Source organism: Paraburkholderia sp. (assembly GCF_050742655.1).
Taxonomy (GTDB): Bacteria; Pseudomonadota; Gammaproteobacteria; order Burkholderiales; family Burkholderiaceae; genus Paraburkholderia.
The window spans coordinates 143,614-162,119 of the sequence record NZ_JBOIGG010000015.1 but is presented as its reverse complement, the minus strand read 5'-3'; the positions used below and the strand labels follow the sequence as shown (position 1 = coordinate 162,119).

Genomic DNA, 18,506 nt, shown 5'->3' with positions numbered 1-18,506 from the left:
AGACTTCGAGCAGTGTCTAACTCTTTGTGCGTTGGCATTTTGCCATATCGTTCCCTTCCGACGATAAAAAAATCCGGCCCCATCAATCCCCCCCTTCCAATTGTGGTGCATGCGCAACAGAACGTTAACTGGCGGAGGAGCCCGTCCGTCGCGGTTCCGCGCGGATTTGGCGGGAGCAGTTTTCGGGCCTGGCCGAGTCTCTTTTGAGAGCGCTTCTGAGGGCCCCAGACGTCCTCGCTGGCTGTTCCACTAATAGGTATACGCAGGTGGGCGGGCGCGGATGCGCTGCATGGTAGAATCGCGTGATGCGCTGCGCCTGCAGCGCCGACGCGTAAGGCGCAGCTTCTTCGGCGTTTGCGCATAGAAAAGACACGGATAAATGGATCAATTCGCCAAAGAGACTCTGCCAATCTCCCTAGAGGAGGAAATGCGCCGCTCGTATCTCGACTACGCGATGAGCGTGATCGTGGGGCGAGCTCTCCCCGATGTCCGCGATGGCCTGAAGCCGGTGCACCGGCGCGTGCTGTACGCGATGCACGAACTGAACAACGACTGGAATCGCGCGTACAAGAAGTCCGCGCGTATCGTCGGGGACGTGATCGGTAAATACCACCCGCACGGCGATTCGGCGGTCTACGAGACGATCGTCCGGATGGCGCAGCATTTCTCGCTGCGCTACATGCTGGTGGACGGGCAAGGCAATTTCGGGTCGATCGACGGCGACAACGCCGCGGCGATGCGCTACACCGAAATCCGTATGTCGAAGATCGGCCACGAGCTGCTGATCGACATCGACAAGGAAACCGTCGATTTCCAGCCGAACTACGACGGCGGCGAAAGCGAGCCGAAAGTTATGCCGGCGCGCATTCCCAATCTGCTGATCAACGGTTCGTCCGGGATCGCGGTCGGGATGGCGACCAACATTCCGCCGCACAATCTCAATGAAGTCGTCGACGCGTGCCAGCATTTGCTGAAGAATCCGCACGCCACAATCGACGAACTGATTGAAATCATCCCCGGCCCCGATTTCCCGACAGCCGGCATCATCTATGGCGTTGCCGGCGTGCGCGACGGTTACCGCACCGGGCGCGGCCGCGTCGTGATGCGCGCCACGACGCACTTCGAAGAAATCGACCGTGGCCAGCGGATGGCGATCATCGTTGACGATCTGCCATACCAGGTCAACCGGCAATCGCTGCTCGAGCGAATCGCCGAGCTTGTCAACGAAAAGAAGCTGGAAGGCATTTCCGACATCCGCAACGAGTCCGACAAGAGCGGCATGCGCGTCGTGATCGAACTGAAGCGCGGCGAAGTGCCCGAGGTCGTGCTGAACAATCTGTACAAGGCGACCCAGCTGCAGGACACGTTCGGCATGAACATGGTCGCGCTGGTCGACAACCAGCCGAAGCTGCTGAACCTGAAGGAGATGCTCGAGCACTTTCTGTCGCACCGGCGCGAAGTGCTGACGCGGCGCACTGTATACGAACTGCGCAAGGCTCGCGAACGCGGCCATGTGCTCGAAGGCCTTGCCGTCGCGCTCGCCAACATCGACGAGTTCATCGCGATCATCAAGGCGGCACCGACGCCGCCGATCGCGCGTCAGGAACTGATGGCGCGTCCGTGGGACTCGTCGCTCGTGCGCGAGATGCTGGCGCGGGCCGAGACCGAAAACGCGTCCGCAGGCGGCTGGTCGGCGTACCGTCCGGAAGGGCTGAACCCGGCGTTCGGGATGCAGGGCGACGGCCAGTACCGGCTGTCGGACACGCAGGCGCAGGAAATTCTGCAGATGCGTCTGCAGCGCCTCACCGGGCTGGAGCAGGACAAGATCATCGGCGAGTATCGCGAGGTGATGGCGCAGATCGCCGACCTGCTCGACATCCTCGCGCGTCCTGAGCGTATTACCGCGATCATCGTCGACGAACTCGCCGCGATCAAGGCGGAATTCGGCGACGCGCGTCGTTCGAAGATCGAGCTGAACGCCACCGAGCTGAACACTGAAGACCTGATTACGCCGCAGGACATGGTCGTCACGATGTCGCACGTCGGCTACGTGAAGTCGCAGCCGCTGTCCGAGTACCGCGCGCAGAAGCGCGGCGGCCGTGGCAAGCAGGCGACGTCGATGAAGGAAGACGACTGGATCGACACGCTGTTCATCGCGAACACGCACGACCACATCCTGTGCTTCTCGAACCGCGGCCGCGTCTACTGGGTCAAGGTCTACGAGGTGCCGCAAGGTTCGCGTAATTCGCGCGGTCGTCCGATCGTCAATATGTTCCCGCTGCAGGAAGGCGAAAAGATCACGGTAGTGCTGCCGGTCAAGGAATTTTCGGCGGACAAATTCGTTTTTATGGCGACGGCGTTAGGAACGGTAAAAAAGACGCCGCTCGAAGCCTTTAGCCGGCCGCTGCGCAAGGGTATTATTGCCGTCGGTCTCGACGACGGCGATTACCTGATCGGTGCCGCGATCACCGATGGCGAGCACGACGTAATGCTGTTCTCCGATTCGGGCAAGGCGGTGCGCTTCGACGAGAACGACGTCCGGCCGATGGGCCGTGAGGCACGCGGCGTGCGCGGCATGCAGCTCGACGACGGCCAGCAGGTCATCGCGCTGCTGGTGGCGGGCGACGAGCAGCAGTCGGTGCTGACGGCGACCGAAAACGGCTACGGCAAGCGCACGCCGATCGCCGAGTACACGCGTCATGGGCGCGGGACGAAGGGAATGATCGCGATCCAGACGTCCGAGCGCAACGGCAAGGTGGTCGCCGCGACGCTCGTCGATCAGGAAGCGCAGATCATGCTGATCACGACCACGGGCGTGCTGATTCGCACGCGCGTGTCGGAGATCCGCGAGATGGGCCGCGCAACGCAAGGTGTTACACTCATCAGCCTTGACGAGGGTACGAAGCTTTCGGGTCTGCAGCAGGTCGCGGAAGCCGATACGGATGGCGATGTCGAAAATGGCGAGAACGGCGAAGAAGATGGCGCTGCCTGACGCGGCCCGACCCGTACAAGCCACCGGCACGAAGTAGATAACTGGCCGCGGGACCAACGATGCGCATCAGGCCGGTGCGCGGTTTGCGCGGCATGCGGTTCGACTAATTTCTCTTAGGGAGTAATGATGCAAAAACGATTCAAACAGTTGATGGTGCTTGCTGCTTTCTTGCCGACCCTCGCAATGGCCCAGGCTCTGCAGAACCAGGCTCCGGCACCCGCAGCTGCTGCGGCACCGGCACCGGTCGATCCGGCCAAGCAGGCCGCGATCAAGGATCTGCTGGATGCGATCGACGCACAGAAGCTCGTCGGCGCGATCGGCAACAGCGCGCAGATGCAGGCCAAGCAACTGGTCCCGGCGATCCTGTCGGATGCGCTGTCGGAAAACAAGACGCTGACTGACAAGCAGAAGCAGGCTTCCGTCCCGACGCTGCAAAAGAACACCGTGCCGAAGCTGGTTGACTCGGCAGGCCAGGTGTTCGCGACGGACAGCTTCCGCCAGGACGCAATGCAAGCTCAGTACGACGCGTACGCGAAGTACTACAGCACGTCGGAAATCAAGGATCTGACGGCGTTCTACAAGAGCCCGACGGGCCGCAAGTTCATCCAGGTCCAGGACCAGGTGGGCCGCGATGTCGTGAACGGTCTGATGCAGAAGTACATGCCGCAATCGATCAAGGCAACCCGCGACCAGGCCGACAAGGAAGTCGCCGCGGTCAAGCCGGCCAAGTAAGCAGTCGCCCGGCTTCGCCGGCAGTACCGTCGGCAGGAGGCGCACAGGCGCCTTCGATTGGCGGGTTGCCGGTAGAGTGCGATAATGGCCGTTTGCGCATAGGCGCAAACGGCCATTTCTTTTTGGGCGCGGAAACGTCTTTTTACCGCTGCGCCTGCTTCGGGATATTCACGATGCGCGTCTTCAATTTTTCCGCCGGACCTGCGGCTCTGCCCGAAGAGGTGCTGCGCCAGGCCGCTGCCGAAATGCTCGACTGGCAAGGCAGTGGCATGAGCGTGATGGAAATGAGCCATCGCGGAAAAGAATTCTCGTCGATCCATGAAGCCGCGCTGCTCGATCTGCGCGAACTCCTCGCGGTGCCGGCCAGCCACCATATCCTGTTCCTGCAGGGCGGCGGTCTCGGCGAAAACGCGATCGTGCCGATGAACCTGATGGGTACGAAGCCGCGCGCCGATTTCGTCGTCACCGGTTCGTGGTCGCAGAAGTCGCTGAACGAAGCGCGCAAATACGGCACCGCCCATCTCGCTGCGACCGGCCAGACAGCCGAAGGCTTCACGCGCGCGCCGGCCCGTGCCGAATGGCAACTCTCCGACGATCCGGCCTACGTTCATCTGTGTACGAACGAGACGATCGACGGCGTCGAGACCTTCGACATTCCCGACATGGGCGACATCCCGCTCGTCGCCGACGCGTCGTCGCACATCCTGTCGCGCCCGATGGACATCGCCAAATACGGCGTGCTGTTCGGCGGCGCGCAGAAGAACATCGGCATGGCCGGCGTCACGGTCGTGATCGCGCGCGAGGACATGCTCGAACGCGCGATGCCGATCTGTCCGTCGGCATTCGAATGGAAGACCGTCGCGACCAACAATTCGATGTACAACACGCCGCCCACCTACGCGATCTACATCGCGGGGCTCGTGTTCAAGTGGTTGAAGAAGCTGGGTGGCCTGAAAGCGATCGAAGCGCGCAATCTCGAGAAGTCGACGCTGCTGTACGACACGATCGATGCGAGCAGCTTCTATCTGAACAAGGTCGAGCGCGCGTCGCGGTCGCGGATGAACGTTCCGTTCTTCCTCGCCGACGAATCGCGCAACGAAGATTTCCTGGCCGGCGCGAAAACGCGCGGGCTGGTGCAGCTGAAGGGCCACAAGTCCGTCGGCGGCATGCGGGCGTCGATTTACAACGCGGTGCCGCTCGAAGGCGTCAAAGCGCTCGTCGAGTACATGAAGGAATTCGAACGGCGCGAGGCCTAGACAGCCTGGACCGCGCCCCTCTTTCTGCCAACGGCCGTTTTCACGCATGGACGACGAACTTAATTCACGACTCAAACCGCTGCGCGAACGCATCGATGCAATCGACGCGCAGCTCATCGCGCTTCTCAACCAGCGGGCGGCGGTCGCGCTCGAGGTCGGCGAGGTAAAGAAGCATTTCAACGCGCCCGTGTTCCGTCCGGAGCGCGAGCAGCAGGTCATCGCGCGTCTGCAGGGCATGAGCGAGGGTCCGCTCGCGGAGGAGCACATCAGTGCAATCTGGCGCGAGATCATGGCCGCGAGCCGTGCGCTCGAACAGACCATCCGCACGGCGTACCTCGGGCCGGTCGGCACGTATAGCGAACAGGCGATGCACGAGTACTTCGGTCAGTCGATCGAAGGCCTGCCGTGTCCGTCGATCGACGAAGTGTTCCGCTCGGTCGAAGCGGGCGCCGCGGAGTTCGGCGTCGTGCCGGTCGAGAATTCGACCGAAGGCGCGGTGTCGCGCACGCTCGATCTGCTGCTGCAATCGTCGCTGCTGATCGGCGGTGAACTGGCGCTGCCGATCCACCACAACCTGCTGACGTCGACCGGTGGCCTGACCGGCGTGACGCGCGTCTGCGCGCACGCGCAGGCGCTCGCGCAATGCCAGCGCTGGCTCGCCACGCATGCGCCGCATCTCGAGCCCCAGGCGGTGTCGAGCAATGCCGAGGCTGCACGTCTCGCCTCTACCGATCCCACCGTTGCCGCGATCGCTGGCGACCGCGCCGCGACGCATTACGGTCTGCAGGTCGCGTACGCGCTGATCCAGGACGATCCGCACAACCGCACTCGCTTCCTGATGATCGGCAAGGAGCCGGCGGGTGTCAGCGGCTGCGATCGTACGTCGATCGTGTTCTCGGTGAAGAACGAACCCGGCGCCGTCTTCCGGCTGCTCGAGCCGCTCGCGCGACACGGCGTGTCGATGACGCGTTTCGAGTCGCGTCCCGCGCGCGTCGACAAGTGGGAGTATTACTTCTACATCGACGTCGAAGGCCATCGCGACGATCCCGCCGTGGCGGCCGCGCTCGGCGAACTCGAACAGAAAGCCGCCTTCATGAAGATTCTTGGCTCGTATCCGCGCGCCCGCTGACGCTGCGTTCACCTGCCGCCATTCCAATATGCCAATCGTGTGATCCGGAGATACTGATGACAACGCCTTTCGGTCCTTCCTACGTGCGCGCCATCGCGCCCTATGTCGCGGGTAAACCGATTTCGGAAGTCGCGCGCGAGTTCGGTCTCGACGAGGCGCACATCGTGAAGCTCGCGTCGAACGAAAACCCGCTTGGCATGCCGCCGTCCGCGCAGCAGGCGATGGCGCGGGCCGCGAGCGAACTGGGCCGCTATCCGGATGCGAACGCGTTCGAGCTGAAGGCAGCGTTGAGCGAACGCTACGACGTGCCCGCCGACTGGATCACGCTCGGCAACGGCAGCAACGACATTCTTGAACTGGCCGCGCACGCGTTCGTCGAGAAGGGTCAGTCGATCGTCTACGCGCAGTACTCGTTCGCGGTCTACGCGCTGGCCACGCAGGGTCTCGGCGCGCGCTCGGTCGTCGTGCCGGCTGTGCAGTACGGCCACGATCTGGACGCGATGCTCGCCGCGATCGGCGACGACACGCGGCTGGTATTCGTCGCGAATCCGAACAACCCGACCGGCACGTTCCTCGATGGCGCGCAGATCGACGCGTTTCTCGCGAAGGTGCCGCGCCACGTCGCCGTCGTGCTCGACGAGGCCTACACCGAATACCTGCCCGCAGAACAACGTTACGACTCGATCGCGTGGGTGCGCCGCTATCCGAATCTGCTCGTGTCGCGTACGTTCTCGAAGGCATTCGGGCTGGCCGGCCTGCGCGTCGGCTTCGCGATCGCGCAGCCGGAACTGACGGATCTGCTGAACCGGCTGCGTCAGCCGTTCAACGTCAACACGCTCGCGCAGGCGGCAGCGGTCGCGGCGCTGAACGACAAGGCGTTCCTCGAGAAGAGCGCCGCACTGAATGCGCAGGGCTATCGCCAGCTGACGTCGGCGTTCGACCGGCTCGGCCTCGAGTACGTGCCGTCGTCGGGCAACTTCGTGCTGGTGCGCGTCGGCAACGACGACGGCGCCGGTAATCGCGTGAACCTCGAACTGCTGAAGCAGGGCGTGATCGTGCGGCCGGTCGGCGGCTACGGTTTGCCGCAGTGGCTGCGTATCACGATCGGCCTGCCGGAAGAGAACGACGCGTTCATCGCGGCGCTCGAAAAAACCCTCGCGACCGCCTGAGCGGTCGCTGTTTATCCTCTGCGTCCGGCCGCGAGCCGGCGCGCTTTTTTCTGTTCGCCGTGGCCGCATTCTCTTTTGACAAGCTCGTGATTTTCGGCGTCGGCCTGATCGGCGGATCGCTGGCGTGCGCGCTGCGCGAACGCGACGACGTAGGCGGCGCGCGGCGTGTAATCGGCGTCGGGCGGTCGGCTGCATCGACTGCGCGTGCGCTCGAACTCGGCGTGATCGACGAAACCGCATCGCTCGACGACCCGGTCGCGTTGCATGCGGCACTGGCAGGTGCGGATTTCGTGTTGCTCGCTGCGCCGGTCGCGCAGACGCAACCGCTGCTCGAACGCATCGCGCCGTTGCTCGACGATACGACGATCGTCACCGATGCGGGGAGCACGAAGTCGGATGTCGTCGCTGCAGCGCGTGCGGCGCTTGGTTCGCGTATCGGGCAGTTCGTGCCGGGTCATCCGATCGCTGGCCGCGAGTCGAGCGGCGTCGATGCGGCGCTCGCCGATCTTTACGTCGGCCGTAACGTCGTGCTGTGCGCGCTGCCGGAGAACACGCCGCAAGACGTCGCGCGGGCCGCGGCGATGTGGCGCGCGACGGGCGCCGAGGTGCGCGACATGTCGCCGGAGCAGCACGATCGCGTGCTTGCGTCGGTGAGCCATCTGCCGCACGTATTGTCGTTCGCGCTCGTCGAGCAGATTCTCGGCTCGGCGGACGCAGCGCTGAAATTTTCATTCGCCGCCGGCGGTTTCCGCGACTTCACGCGGATCGCCGCGTCGAGCCCCGAGATGTGGCGCGACGTCTGCGTGGCCAATCGTGTGGCACTGCTCGACGAACTCGACGCCTACACGGCGGTGCTCGCGCGTCTGCGTGCTTCGATCGAAGCCGGCGACGGCGCCGCGCTCGAAGCCGTGTTCGCCCGTTCGCGGGTCGCGCGGGCCGGATGGCAAGCAGGTGGCGGCAAGACCGGCGCGGACGACGCGTCGAAATAACAGGACACACCATGGATTACCTCGATCTCGGACCGTTCACCCGTGCGTCCGGCACCGTGCGTCTGCCCGGCTCGAAGAGCATTTCGAACCGCGTGCTGCTGCTCGCCGCGCTCGCCGAAGGCGAAACGACGATTACCAACCTGCTCGATTCCGACGACACCCGCGTGATGCTCGCGGCGCTCGAGCAGCTCGGTGTGAAGCTCGTTCGCGACGGCGATACCTGCGTCGTGACCGGCACGCGCGGTGCGTTCACCGCGAAGACCGCCGATCTGTTCCTCGGCAACGCGGGTACCGCGGTGCGTCCGCTGACCGCCGCGCTCGCGGTGAACGGCGGCGAATACCGCGTGCACGGCGTGCCGCGGATGCATGAGCGGCCGATCGGCGATCTGGTCGACGGGCTGCGGCAGATCGGCGCGAAAATCGACTACGAGGCCAACGAGGGCTATCCGCCGCTCTTCATCCACGCGGCGCAGATTGCCGTCGACGCGCCGATCCGCGTGCGCGGCGACGTGTCGAGCCAGTTCCTGACCGCGCTCCTGATGACGCTGCCGCTGGTGCGGTCCAGCAGCGGCTCGATCGTCGTCGAGGTCGAAGGCGAACTGATCTCGAAGCCGTACATCGACATCACGATCAAGCTGATGGCGCGCTTCGGCATCCGCGTCGAGCGCGACGACGACTGGCAGCGCTTCACCGTGCCGTCGAGCCGGCGCTACCGGTCGCCGGGCCGGATCATGGTCGAGGGCGATGCGTCGTCGGCGTCGTACTTCCTTGCGGCCGGCGCGCTGGGCGGCGGTCCGCTGCGGGTCGAGGGCGTCGGACGGGCGAGCATCCAGGGCGACGTCGGGTTCGCCGACGCGCTGAACCGGATGGGCGCGAACGTGTCGATGGGAGAGGACTGGATCGAAGTGCGTGGGATCGGCCACGATCATGGCAAGCTCGCGCCGATCGACATGGACTTCAACCTGATCCCCGATGCCGCGATGACGATCGCCGTCGCCGCGCTGTTCGCGGACGGCCCGTCGACGCTGCGCAACATCGCCAGCTGGCGCGTAAAGGAAACCGACCGCCTCGCCGCGATGGCCACCGAGCTCCGGAAGGTCGGCGCGACCGTCGAAGAGGGCGCGGACTACCTCGTCGTCACGCCGCCGGCGCGTCTCACGCCGAATGCGGCGATCGACACCTACGACGATCACCGGATGGCGATGTGCTTCTCGCTGGTCAGCCTCGGCGGCGTGCCGGTTCGGATCAACGATCCGAAGTGCGTCGGCAAGACGTTCCCCGACTATTTCGAGCGCTTCGCCGCGCTCGCTGCGCCCTGACCGCGGTTTTCCGTCAGCTTTGCCCGACGAGCGACTTTTCCGATGAAACCGATCCGTCCTTTTCACCAGACGCCCGTCATTACGATCGACGGCCCCACGGCCTCCGGCAAGGGTACCGTGGCCGCGCTGGTGGCCGCCCACCTGGGCTTCCACCTGCTCGACAGCGGCGCGCTGTACCGGCTCACTGCGCTCGCCAGCGTGCGCTACAACGTGCCCGCGGACGATGCGGACGCGCTGGCGAAGCTGGTAGGCGACCTCCATATCACGTTCCGCGAGGGGCTTTCCCAGCTCGACGGCGTCGATGTATCGAGCGAGATCCGCGCCGAGGAAATCGGCAAGCGGGCGTCGGCAATCGCTGTCCACGCGCCTGTCCGGACCGCGCTCGTCGCGCGCCAGCGGGCGTTTCGCAAGGAGCCGGGGCTCGTTGCCGACGGCCGCGACATGGGCACCGTGATCTTTCAGGATGGCGCGCTGAAGGTGTTTCTGACCGCGAGCGTCGAGGCCCGCGCGACGCGGCGCTATAAGCAATTGATCCAAAAAGGTTTTTCTGCTAATATGGATGACTTGCTCCGGGATTTGCGTGAACGCGACGAGCGCGATAGTCAGCGCGCGGCTGCGCCGCTCAAACCCGCTGCAGATGCAAGGCTGCTCGACACCTCTGCGCTGTCGGTCGACCAGGCGGTCGAACAGGTGGTGCAGTGGTATCAGGCGGTTGTGCCGCATGCATGACGCGCGCGTGAGCGTGCGAGCGGCAAGGTAGGTGCTTCGCGAGGTCCGCGAAGCGTGTATTCAACCCTTTAACCCCGCTTGGGATTCGTTTTGTCGCAGACGGCACGTGCCGCTGCACCGGCCACCAGCGCCGCGCGAAAACCATGCAAATTCCGATTTTTATGTCCGACCTGCAAACCTCTACCCCGATTACCGAATCTTTTGCGGCTCTGTTCGAAGAGTCGCTGACCAAGCAGGACATGCGCGCCGGCGAAGTAATTTCCGCCGAAGTCGTTCGTGTCGACCACAACTTCGTGGTCGTGAATGCTGGTCTTAAGTCCGAAGCCTACATCCCGCTCGAAGAGTTCCTGAACGACGCGGGCGAGGTAGAAGTGCAGGCGGGCGACTTCGTTTCCGTCGCGATCGACGCGCTGGAAAACGGCTATGGCGACACGATCCTGTCGCGCGACAAGGCGAAGCGTCTCGCTTCGTGGTTGTCGCTGGAAAAGGCGCTCGACAACAACGAACTCGTGACCGGCACGATCACGGGCAAGGTCAAGGGCGGCATGACCGTGATGGTCAACGGCATCCGCGCGTTCCTGCCGGGTTCGCTGGTCGATACGCGTCCGGTCAAGGACACGACCCCGTACGAAGGCAAGACGCTGGAATTCCGCGTCATCAAGCTCGACCGCAAGCGTAACAACGTCGTGCTGTCGCGCCGTGCTGTGATCGAAGCCACCCAGGGCGAAGAGCGCGCAAAGCTGCTCGAAACGCTGAAGGAAGGCGCGATCGTCGAAGGCGTGGTGAAGAACATCACCGACTACGGCGCGTTCGTGGACCTCGGCGGTATCGACGGCCTGCTGCACATTACGGATATCGCATGGCGTCGTGTGCGTCACCCGAGCGAAGTGCTGTCGGTTGGCCAGGAAGTCACCGCGAAGATCCTCAAGTTCGATCAAGAGAAGAACCGCGTTTCGCTCGGCATCAAGCAACTCGGCGACGATCCGTGGGAAGGCATTTCCCGTCGTTACCCGTCGGGCACGCGTCTGTTCGGTAAGGTCACCAACATCACCGACTACGGCGCATTCGTCGAAGTCGAATCGGGCATCGAAGGCCTGGTTCACGTGTCGGAAATGGACTGGACGAACAAGAACGTCGCACCGTCGAAGGTTGTCCAGCTGGGCGACGAAGTCGAAGTCATGGTTCTCGAAATCGACGAAGACCGCCGCCGTATCAGCCTCGGCATGAAGCAATGCAAGCCGAACCCGTGGGACGACTTCAGCCGCAACTTCAAGAAGGGCGACAAGCTGCAGGGCGCGATCAAGTCGATCACCGACTTCGGCGTGTTCATCGGCCTGCCGGGCGGCATCGACGGTCTGGTTCACCTGTCGGACCTGTCGTGGAGCGAAACCGGCGAAGAAGCTGTCCGCAAGTACAAGAAGGGCGACGAAGTGGAAGCGATCGTGCTCGGCATCGATGTCGAGAAGGAACGCATTTCGCTGGGCATCAAGCAGCTCGAAGGCGACCCGTTCAGCAACTTCGTTGCAATGAACGACAAGGGTTCGATCGTCGACGGCGTGGTCAAGACGGTGGACGCGAAGGGTGCAGTGGTTCAGCTGTCGACGGAAGTCGAAGGCTACCTGCGTGCTTCGGAAATCGCCCAGGACCGCGTGGAAGATGCGCGCAACGTGCTGAAGGAAGGCGACAAGGTCAACGCGATGATCATCAACATCGATCGCAAGTCGCGTGGCATCAACCTGTCGATCAAGGCGAAGGACTCGGCCGAACAGCAGGAAGCCATCCGCGGCCTCGCAGCCGACACCAGCTCGGCAGCGACCGGCACGACGAACCTCGGCGCGCTGCTGAAGGCCAAGCTCGACGGCCAGAATCAGTAAGCCTTAAGGGGTCTGCTGCAGTATGACCAAATCGGAATTGGTCGCCCAGCTGGCTACGCGTTTTCCGCAGCTTGTTCTCAAGGATGCGGATTTCGCGGTGAAGACGATGCTCGATGCGATGTCGGAGGCGCTTGCCAAAGGTCATCGCATTGAAATTCGCGGCTTCGGCAGCTTCGGCCTCAACCGCCGTCCGTCTCGCGTCGGTCGCAATCCGAAGTCCGGTGAAAAGGTGCTGGTACCCGAGAAGTACGTACCGCATTTCAAGCCGGGCAAGGAATTGCGCGAACGGGTCGACCGGCGTGCGGGTGAGCCGCTGAAAGACGAAGGGCCCGACGACGATCTGTGAGCACCGCTGTTCCAGTGTGCCCGCAGTTGCCGGCGGCCCAGCCACTCGGCAAAAGACCAGAAAAAGCGCCTGCGGGCGCTTTTTTTTCGTCCTCGGCCGGCTGCGGGTCGTCGGGCCCGAAAGCCGGCGTAAGCCGCCCTTGCCGCCGGTGCTGTCCAGCGGCGAGGGGCATCATTTACAATACGGGTCACTTCGGCGCGGGCAGCATCGTGGCGCGATGCGTCATCAGGCCGGCGTCATCCCGCAATCGCCGTCAAGAGATCTACTCATGAAATTTATCGTCTGGTTGATCCGCGTACTGGTGTTCGTGCTGCTGCTGGTGCTGGCACTCTCCAACACGCAAACCGCCACGCTGAATTTCCTGGCGGGCTATCAATGGCAGGCGCCGTTGATCCTGATCGGCCTCGCGTTCTTCGTCGTCGGGCTGCTGGCCGGCCTCGTGTCGTCGCTGCCGGCGGTGTTCCGGCTGCAGCTCGAGAACGGCCGCCTGAAACGCGACCTGCGCGTCGCGCGCGAAGCGCCCGTCGTCGTCGAACAGCCGCCGATGCCGCCTTTGATGTGAGCCATCTCCATGCCGTGCGTTGCGACGCGCGGCGTTCGTTTCCGCATTCACGACCATTCACATGGATCTAGACTACTGGTGGCTGCTCGTCATACCCATCGCTTTCGCGCTGGGCTGGATGGCCGCGCGATACGACCTGAAGACGCTGTTGTCCGAGAGCGCCAACCTGCCGCGTTCGTATTTTCGAGGCCTCAATTTTCTGCTGAACGAGCAGCCGGACCAGGCGATCGACGCGTTCATCGAGGTCGTCAAGCTCGACCCCGAAACGATCGAACTGCACTTCGCGCTCGGTAACCTGTTTCGTCGGCGCGGCGAAACCGATCGCGCGATCCGCGTGCATCAGAATCTGCTGAGCCGCACCGACCTGCCGGTAAAGGAGCGCGACCACGCGCTGTTCGAACTCGGGCAGGACTTCCTGAAGGCGGGGCTGCTCGATCGCGCGGAAGAAACCTTCCGCTCGTTGCAGACCGGCGATCACGCGCTTGGCGCGCAGCGTTCGCTGCTGACCATCTACGAAATCGAGAAGGACTGGAACAAGTCGATCGATACCGCACGCCGTCTCGAATCGATGGGCGCGGCGTCGCTCGACAAGGAAATCGCGCAGTTCCACTGCGAGCTCGCACAGGAAGCGCTGCAGGCGAAAAAGCCCGACGAGGCGCGCCGGCAGCTCGATCTCGCACTGCGCGCGAATCCGCAGAACGTGCGCGCGACGATCCTGGCGGGCGATGTCGATGCGACGGCAGACGACGGCGCGAAAGCGATCATGCAATGGCGCAAGGTCGAGGAGCAGAATCCCGCGTATCTGCCGCTCGTCGCCGAAAAGTTGATGAAGGCCTACGCAGCGCTTGGCCGCGAGGAAGAGGGCGCCGACCTGCTGACCACGTGGGTGGATCGCTATCCGTCGAACGATCTGCTCGACGTCGCGTATCAGCACGTTGCAGCACTGCGCGGACCCGACGCGGCGCATGCGCTCGCGCGCACGCAGATGCAGAAGTCGCCGACGCTCGCGGGTATGACGCGCCTGCTCGAAGCGCAGCAGGCGACCGCCGAGGAACCGCGGCGCAGCGAACTCGATCTGATGCGCACGCTGATCAGGCAGCGTACGAAGAATCTGCCGCGCTACACGTGCCAGAATTGCGGTTTCCGGGCGCGGCTTTTCTATTGGCAATGCCCGGGCTGCAGCGGTTGGGAAACTTACGCGCCGCGCCGCGTCGAACCGATCACGGCGGCGAGCTGAACGCGGTGCGGTAGACATCGTGCGTCACGTGACGCACAGCGCGACCACACTGATCACCGGAACCGAACCCCTCACCCGAACCTACTACCGGAACGCGTATGAAAATCTCCATCATCGGTACGGGCTACGTCGGGCTCGTCACAGGCGCGTGTCTTGCCGAAATCGGCAACGACGTGTTCTGCCTCGACGTCGATCCGCGCAAGATCGGCATCCTGAACAGCGGCGGCGTGCCGATCCACGAGCCCGGTCTGCAGGAAATCATCGCGCGCACTCGCGCGGCTGGCCGCATTACGTTCTCGACCGACATCGCGGCGAGCGTCGAACACGGCGACGTGCAGTTCATCGCCGTCGGTACGCCGCCGGACGAAGACGGCTCGGCCGACCTGCAGTACGTGCTCGAGGCGGCGCGCAATATCGGTCGCTACATGAATAGCTACAAGGTGATCGTCGACAAGTCGACGGTACCGGTCGGCACGGCCGAACGCGTGCGCGCGGTCGTCGCCGAGGAACTGGCCAAACGCGGTCTTGCGGATAGCCCGAAGCATCGCTTCTCCGTGGTGTCGAATCCGGAGTTCCTGAAGGAAGGTGCGGCCGTTGACGACTTCATGCGGCCTGACCGCATCGTGCTCGGCATCGACGACGATGTGCCCGGCGAAAAAGCCCGCGAATTGATGAAGCGTCTATACGCGCCGTTCAACCGCAATCACGAACGCACGCTGTATATGGACGTGCGTTCCGCGGAGTTCACGAAGTACGCGGCCAACGCGATGCTCGCGACGCGCATCTCGTTCATGAACGAGATGGCGAATCTCGCCGATCGCTTCGGCGCGGACATCGAGGCGGTGCGCCGCGGCATCGGCTCGGACCCGCGCATCGGCTATCACTTCCTGTACGCGGGCGTCGGCTACGGCGGATCGTGTTTCCCGAAGGACGTGCAGGCGCTGATCCGCGCCGCGAGCGAGAGCGGCCACAACCTGCGGATTCTCGAAGCGGTCGAGGACGTGAATTACGCGCAGAAAGAAATTCTCGTGCGGAAGATCACCGATTCGCTCGGCGCGGACCTGAACGGCCGCACGTTCGCCGTGTGGGGGCTCGCGTTCAAGCCGAATACCGACGACATGCGCGAGGCGCCGAGCCGTCGCCTGATCGCCGAGCTGCTCGCGCGTGGCGCGACGGTGCGCGCGTACGATCCGGTCGCACTCGACGAAGCGCGTCGCGTGTTCGCGATGGACCTCGACAGCGCGCCCGAACAGCGCAGTCGGCTGCACTTCGTCAACACGCAGGACGACACGCTGACCGGCGCGGATGCGCTTGTGATCGTCACCGAATGGAAGGAATTCAAGAGCCCCGATTTCGCGCATCTGAAATCGGTGCTGAAGTCGCCGTTGATCTTCGACGGCCGCAATCTGTACGAACCGGGAGCGATGGCGGAACTCGGCATCGACTACCACTCGATTGGACGCCCCTATGCTCAACCCTCCGACCGCCAGGCCGACGCAGCCACACGTGCCTGAAGCCACGACACCCGTTCCCGAAGCGGTCGTCGTGCCGCGCGAACGGCTCGCGCGGGCGCGCGTGCTGGTAGTCGGCGACGTGATGCTGGATCGCTACTGGTTCGGCGACGTCAACCGCATCTCGCCGGAAGCGCCGGTGCCGGTCGTGCACGTGCAGAAGCAGGAAGACCGCCTGGGCGGCGCGGCGAACGTCGCGCGCAATGCCGCGGCGCTCGGTGCGCAGTCGGGGCTGCTGTGTGTGGTCGGCCACGACGAGCCGGGCGAGCGCATCGTGCAGCTGCTTGGCGACAGCGGTGTCACGCCGTATCTGGAACGCGATCCCGCGCTGCTCACCACCATCAAGCTGCGCGTGCTGTCGCGTCAGCAGCAGTTGCTGCGCGTCGATTTCGAGAACTCGCCGACGCACGAAGTGCTGCTCGCCAGCCTCGCGCGCTTCGACGAACTGCTGCCCGCGCACGACGTGATCCTGCTGTCCGATTACGCGAAGGGCGGTCTCACGCACGTCACGCGGATGATCGCGCGGGCGCGCGAAGCCGGCCGGCCCGTGCTGGTCGATCCGAAGGGCGACGACTGGGAGCGTTATCGCGGTGCGACGCTGATCACACCGAATCGCGCGGAGTTGCGTGAGGTGATCGGGCAGTGGAAATCGGAAGCGGATCTGCATGCGCGCGTCGCGAAACTGCGCGCCGATCTCGAACTCGACGCACTGCTGCTCACGCGCTCCGAAGAGGGCATGACGCTCTTCTGCGCGGAGGGCGTCCTGCACGCTTCGGCGGTTGCACGCGAAGTGTATGATGTGTCGGGTGCCGGCGACACCGTGATCGCCACGCTTGCCGCGATGCTGGGCGCGGGCCTGTCGCTCGTCGAAGCCGTGTCGCTCGCGAACCGCGCGGCCGGTATCGTGGTCGGCAAGCTCGGTACCGCCACCGTCGACTACGACGAACTGTTCAACTGATGCCGCGCACGGCCGTGCGTCGCACAGCGATGCGCGGCCTGCCCGGCGGTTTTCACTCAACGCAGGACGACCATGACTCTCATCGTCACCGGCGCAGCCGGCTTCATCGGCAGCAACATCGTCAAGGCGCTCAATGAGCGCGGCGAGCAGCGCATCATTGCCGTCGACAACCTCACACGCGCCGACAAGTTCAAGAACCTCGTTGACTGCGAGATCGACGACTATCTCGACAAGACCGAATTCGTCGAGCGTTTCGCGCGCGGCGACTTCGGCAAGGTGCGCGCGGTATTCCACGAAGGTGCCTGTTCGGACACGATGGAAACCGACGGCCGCTACATGATGGACAACAACTTCCGCTACAGCCGCGCGGTGCTCGACGCGTGTCTCGCGCAGGGCGCGCAGTTCCTGTACGCATCGTCGGCGGCGATCTATGGCGGCTCGAGCCGCTTCGTCGAAGATCGCGAAGTGGAAGCGCCGCTGAACGTGTACGGCTATTCGAAGTTCCTGTTCGACCAGGTGATCCGCCGCGTGCTGCCCACCGCGAAGAGCCAGATTGCGGGCTTCCGCTATTTCAACGTGTACGGGCAGCGCGAAACGCACAAGGGGCGCATGGCCTCGGTGGCGTTTCACAACTTCAACCAGTTCCGCGCGGAAGGCAAGGTCAAGCTGTTCGGCGAATACAACGGGTACGGTGCAGGCGAGCAGACGCGCGATTTCGTGTCGGTCGAAGACGTGACGAAGGTGAATCTGTTCTTCTTCGATCACCCGGAGAAGTCGGGCATCTTCAATCTGGGCACAGGCCGCGCACAGCCGTTCAACGACATTGCGACGAGCGTCGTCAACACGCTGCGCGCGCTGGACGGCGAGGCACCGCTGTCGCTCGCCGAGCAGGTGCAGCGAGGGCTGATCGAATACGTGCCGTTCCCGGACGCACTGCGCGGCAAGTACCAGTGCTTCACGCAGGCCGACCCGACGAAGCTGCGCGCGGCCGGCTACGATGCGCCATTCCTGACGGTGCAGGAAGGCGTCGACCGCTACGTGCGTTGGCTGTTCGGCCAGCTATAAAACCCTCTCCCGCGTCCTTACACTGGGATCTCCCGGTCGGCGATCGTCGCCGGCCGGTGGTATCAGGGAGATTCCATATGTTCCGAAAATTCATGGTTACGGCGGCGATGCTCGCCGCGTTCGGTCACGCGTATGCGGCGGTGGACGTCAATACGGCGAACGAAGACGCACTGCGCGGCATCAAGGGCATTGGCCCGGCGAAAGCAAAGGCGATTCTCGACGAGCGCAGCGCTCACGGTCCGTTCAAGGACGCGAGCGATCTCGGCAAGCGCGTCAAGGGTATGGGTGGGCATACCATCGAGCGGCTGCAGGCGGAGGGTCTCGCTGTCGGTCCGGCTGGCGCTGCTGCTGGCACACAGACTGCGAAGGCCGTACCCGCGGTGAAGGACGCTACGACGGTGGCGAAGAAATAGCCAGGCGCTCTGGCTACGGTCGGGTTTCCACGATGAGATCACTCCTTCAGCCGTCGTTCAGATGACTGGCTCCCGCGGTACTCGCCGCGGGTTTTTTGCGTTGCCGCCGCGAAACACGAGCGCCGCGCGCGGTGCTTTAAATCCACCCGCTACCTGTACTGGTAGCAGGGGCGCAGAGCGGGGCGGTGCGCGGTGGTTTAGAATCGATGGATTACTGATCGTCCG

General features: G+C 63.9%; 16 protein-coding genes. All 16 read left to right on the top strand.

All coding sequences use genetic code 11. From position 1 onward, the window contains the following. Positions 1-379 precede the first annotated feature (379 nt). Positions 380-2,992, top strand: coding sequence for a DNA gyrase subunit A (gyrA, locus tag ACREXZ_RS21230; protein WP_431766075.1), 2,613 nt, complete (start codon positions 380-382; stop codon positions 2,990-2,992). 126 nt (positions 2,993-3,118) lie between these two features. Then, on the top strand, positions 3,119-3,724 hold the full coding sequence (locus tag ACREXZ_RS21225; protein ID WP_431766074.1) for a DUF2059 domain-containing protein: 606 nt from the start codon (positions 3,119-3,121) through the stop codon (positions 3,722-3,724). A gap of 173 nt (positions 3,725-3,897) precedes the next feature. Then, positions 3,898-4,980 (top strand): 3-phosphoserine/phosphohydroxythreonine transaminase, encoded by a 1,083-nt coding sequence (gene serC / locus ACREXZ_RS21220; RefSeq protein WP_431766073.1) that lies wholly within the window; start codon positions 3,898-3,900, stop codon positions 4,978-4,980. Between the two features lie 46 nt (positions 4,981-5,026). Next, the gene (gene pheA, locus ACREXZ_RS21215) at positions 5,027-6,109 is read left to right on the top strand and encodes a prephenate dehydratase (protein ID WP_431766072.1); all 1,083 of its coding nucleotides are present in this window, start codon (positions 5,027-5,029) and stop codon (positions 6,107-6,109) included. A 56-nt stretch (positions 6,110-6,165) separates the two neighbouring features. Continuing rightward, positions 6,166-7,278: a histidinol-phosphate transaminase gene (gene hisC, locus ACREXZ_RS21210; protein ID WP_431766071.1), complete on the top strand. Its 1,113-nt coding sequence runs from the start codon at positions 6,166-6,168 to the stop codon at positions 7,276-7,278. A 50-nt stretch (positions 7,279-7,328) separates the two neighbouring features. Beyond that, entirely contained in the window at positions 7,329-8,267 is a 939-nt protein-coding gene (locus tag ACREXZ_RS21205) for a prephenate dehydrogenase (protein WP_431766113.1), read from the top strand. A gap of 11 nt (positions 8,268-8,278) precedes the next feature. Then, entirely contained in the window at positions 8,279-9,586 is a 1,308-nt protein-coding gene (gene aroA / locus ACREXZ_RS21200) for a 3-phosphoshikimate 1-carboxyvinyltransferase (protein WP_431766070.1), read from the top strand. 42 nt (positions 9,587-9,628) lie between these two features. Next, positions 9,629-10,315: a (d)CMP kinase gene (gene cmk, locus ACREXZ_RS21195; RefSeq protein ID WP_431766069.1), complete on the top strand. Its 687-nt coding sequence runs from the start codon at positions 9,629-9,631 to the stop codon at positions 10,313-10,315. A 143-nt stretch (positions 10,316-10,458) separates the two neighbouring features. Next, positions 10,459-12,189 carry a 30S ribosomal protein S1 gene (gene rpsA / locus ACREXZ_RS21190; RefSeq protein ID WP_431766068.1) on the top strand — a complete coding sequence of 577 codons (1,731 nt, stop codon included), beginning with the start codon at positions 10,459-10,461 and terminating at the stop codon, positions 12,187-12,189. A 22-nt stretch (positions 12,190-12,211) separates the two neighbouring features. Next, on the top strand, positions 12,212-12,535 hold the full coding sequence (locus ACREXZ_RS21185) for an integration host factor subunit beta (RefSeq protein ID WP_133647883.1): 324 nt from the start codon (positions 12,212-12,214) through the stop codon (positions 12,533-12,535). 268 nt (positions 12,536-12,803) lie between these two features. Next, positions 12,804-13,097, top strand: coding sequence for a LapA family protein (locus tag ACREXZ_RS21180; protein WP_431766067.1), 294 nt, complete (start codon positions 12,804-12,806; stop codon positions 13,095-13,097). Between the two features lie 61 nt (positions 13,098-13,158). Continuing rightward, positions 13,159-14,334 (top strand): lipopolysaccharide assembly protein LapB, encoded by a 1,176-nt coding sequence (lapB, locus tag ACREXZ_RS21175; RefSeq protein ID WP_431766066.1) that lies wholly within the window; start codon positions 13,159-13,161, stop codon positions 14,332-14,334. Positions 14,335-14,432: 98 nt separating this feature from the next. Then, positions 14,433-15,848 carry a UDP-glucose dehydrogenase family protein gene (locus ACREXZ_RS21170; RefSeq protein ID WP_431766065.1) on the top strand — a complete coding sequence of 472 codons (1,416 nt, stop codon included), beginning with the start codon at positions 14,433-14,435 and terminating at the stop codon, positions 15,846-15,848. Beyond that, a complete protein-coding gene (gene rfaE1, locus ACREXZ_RS21165; RefSeq protein WP_431766064.1) occupies positions 15,802-16,803 on the top strand; it encodes a D-glycero-beta-D-manno-heptose-7-phosphate kinase in 1,002 nt (333 codons plus the stop codon). Before ACREXZ_RS21170 ends, rfaE1 begins: the two co-directional genes overlap by 47 nt. Positions 16,804-16,875: 72 nt before the next feature. Beyond that, entirely contained in the window at positions 16,876-17,868 is a 993-nt protein-coding gene (gene rfaD / locus ACREXZ_RS21160) for an ADP-glyceromanno-heptose 6-epimerase (protein WP_431766063.1), read from the top strand. A gap of 77 nt (positions 17,869-17,945) precedes the next feature. Further along, positions 17,946-18,281 carry a ComEA family DNA-binding protein gene (locus ACREXZ_RS21155; protein ID WP_431766062.1) on the top strand — a complete coding sequence of 112 codons (336 nt, stop codon included), beginning with the start codon at positions 17,946-17,948 and terminating at the stop codon, positions 18,279-18,281. The last annotated feature ends 225 nt before the right edge of the window (positions 18,282-18,506 follow it).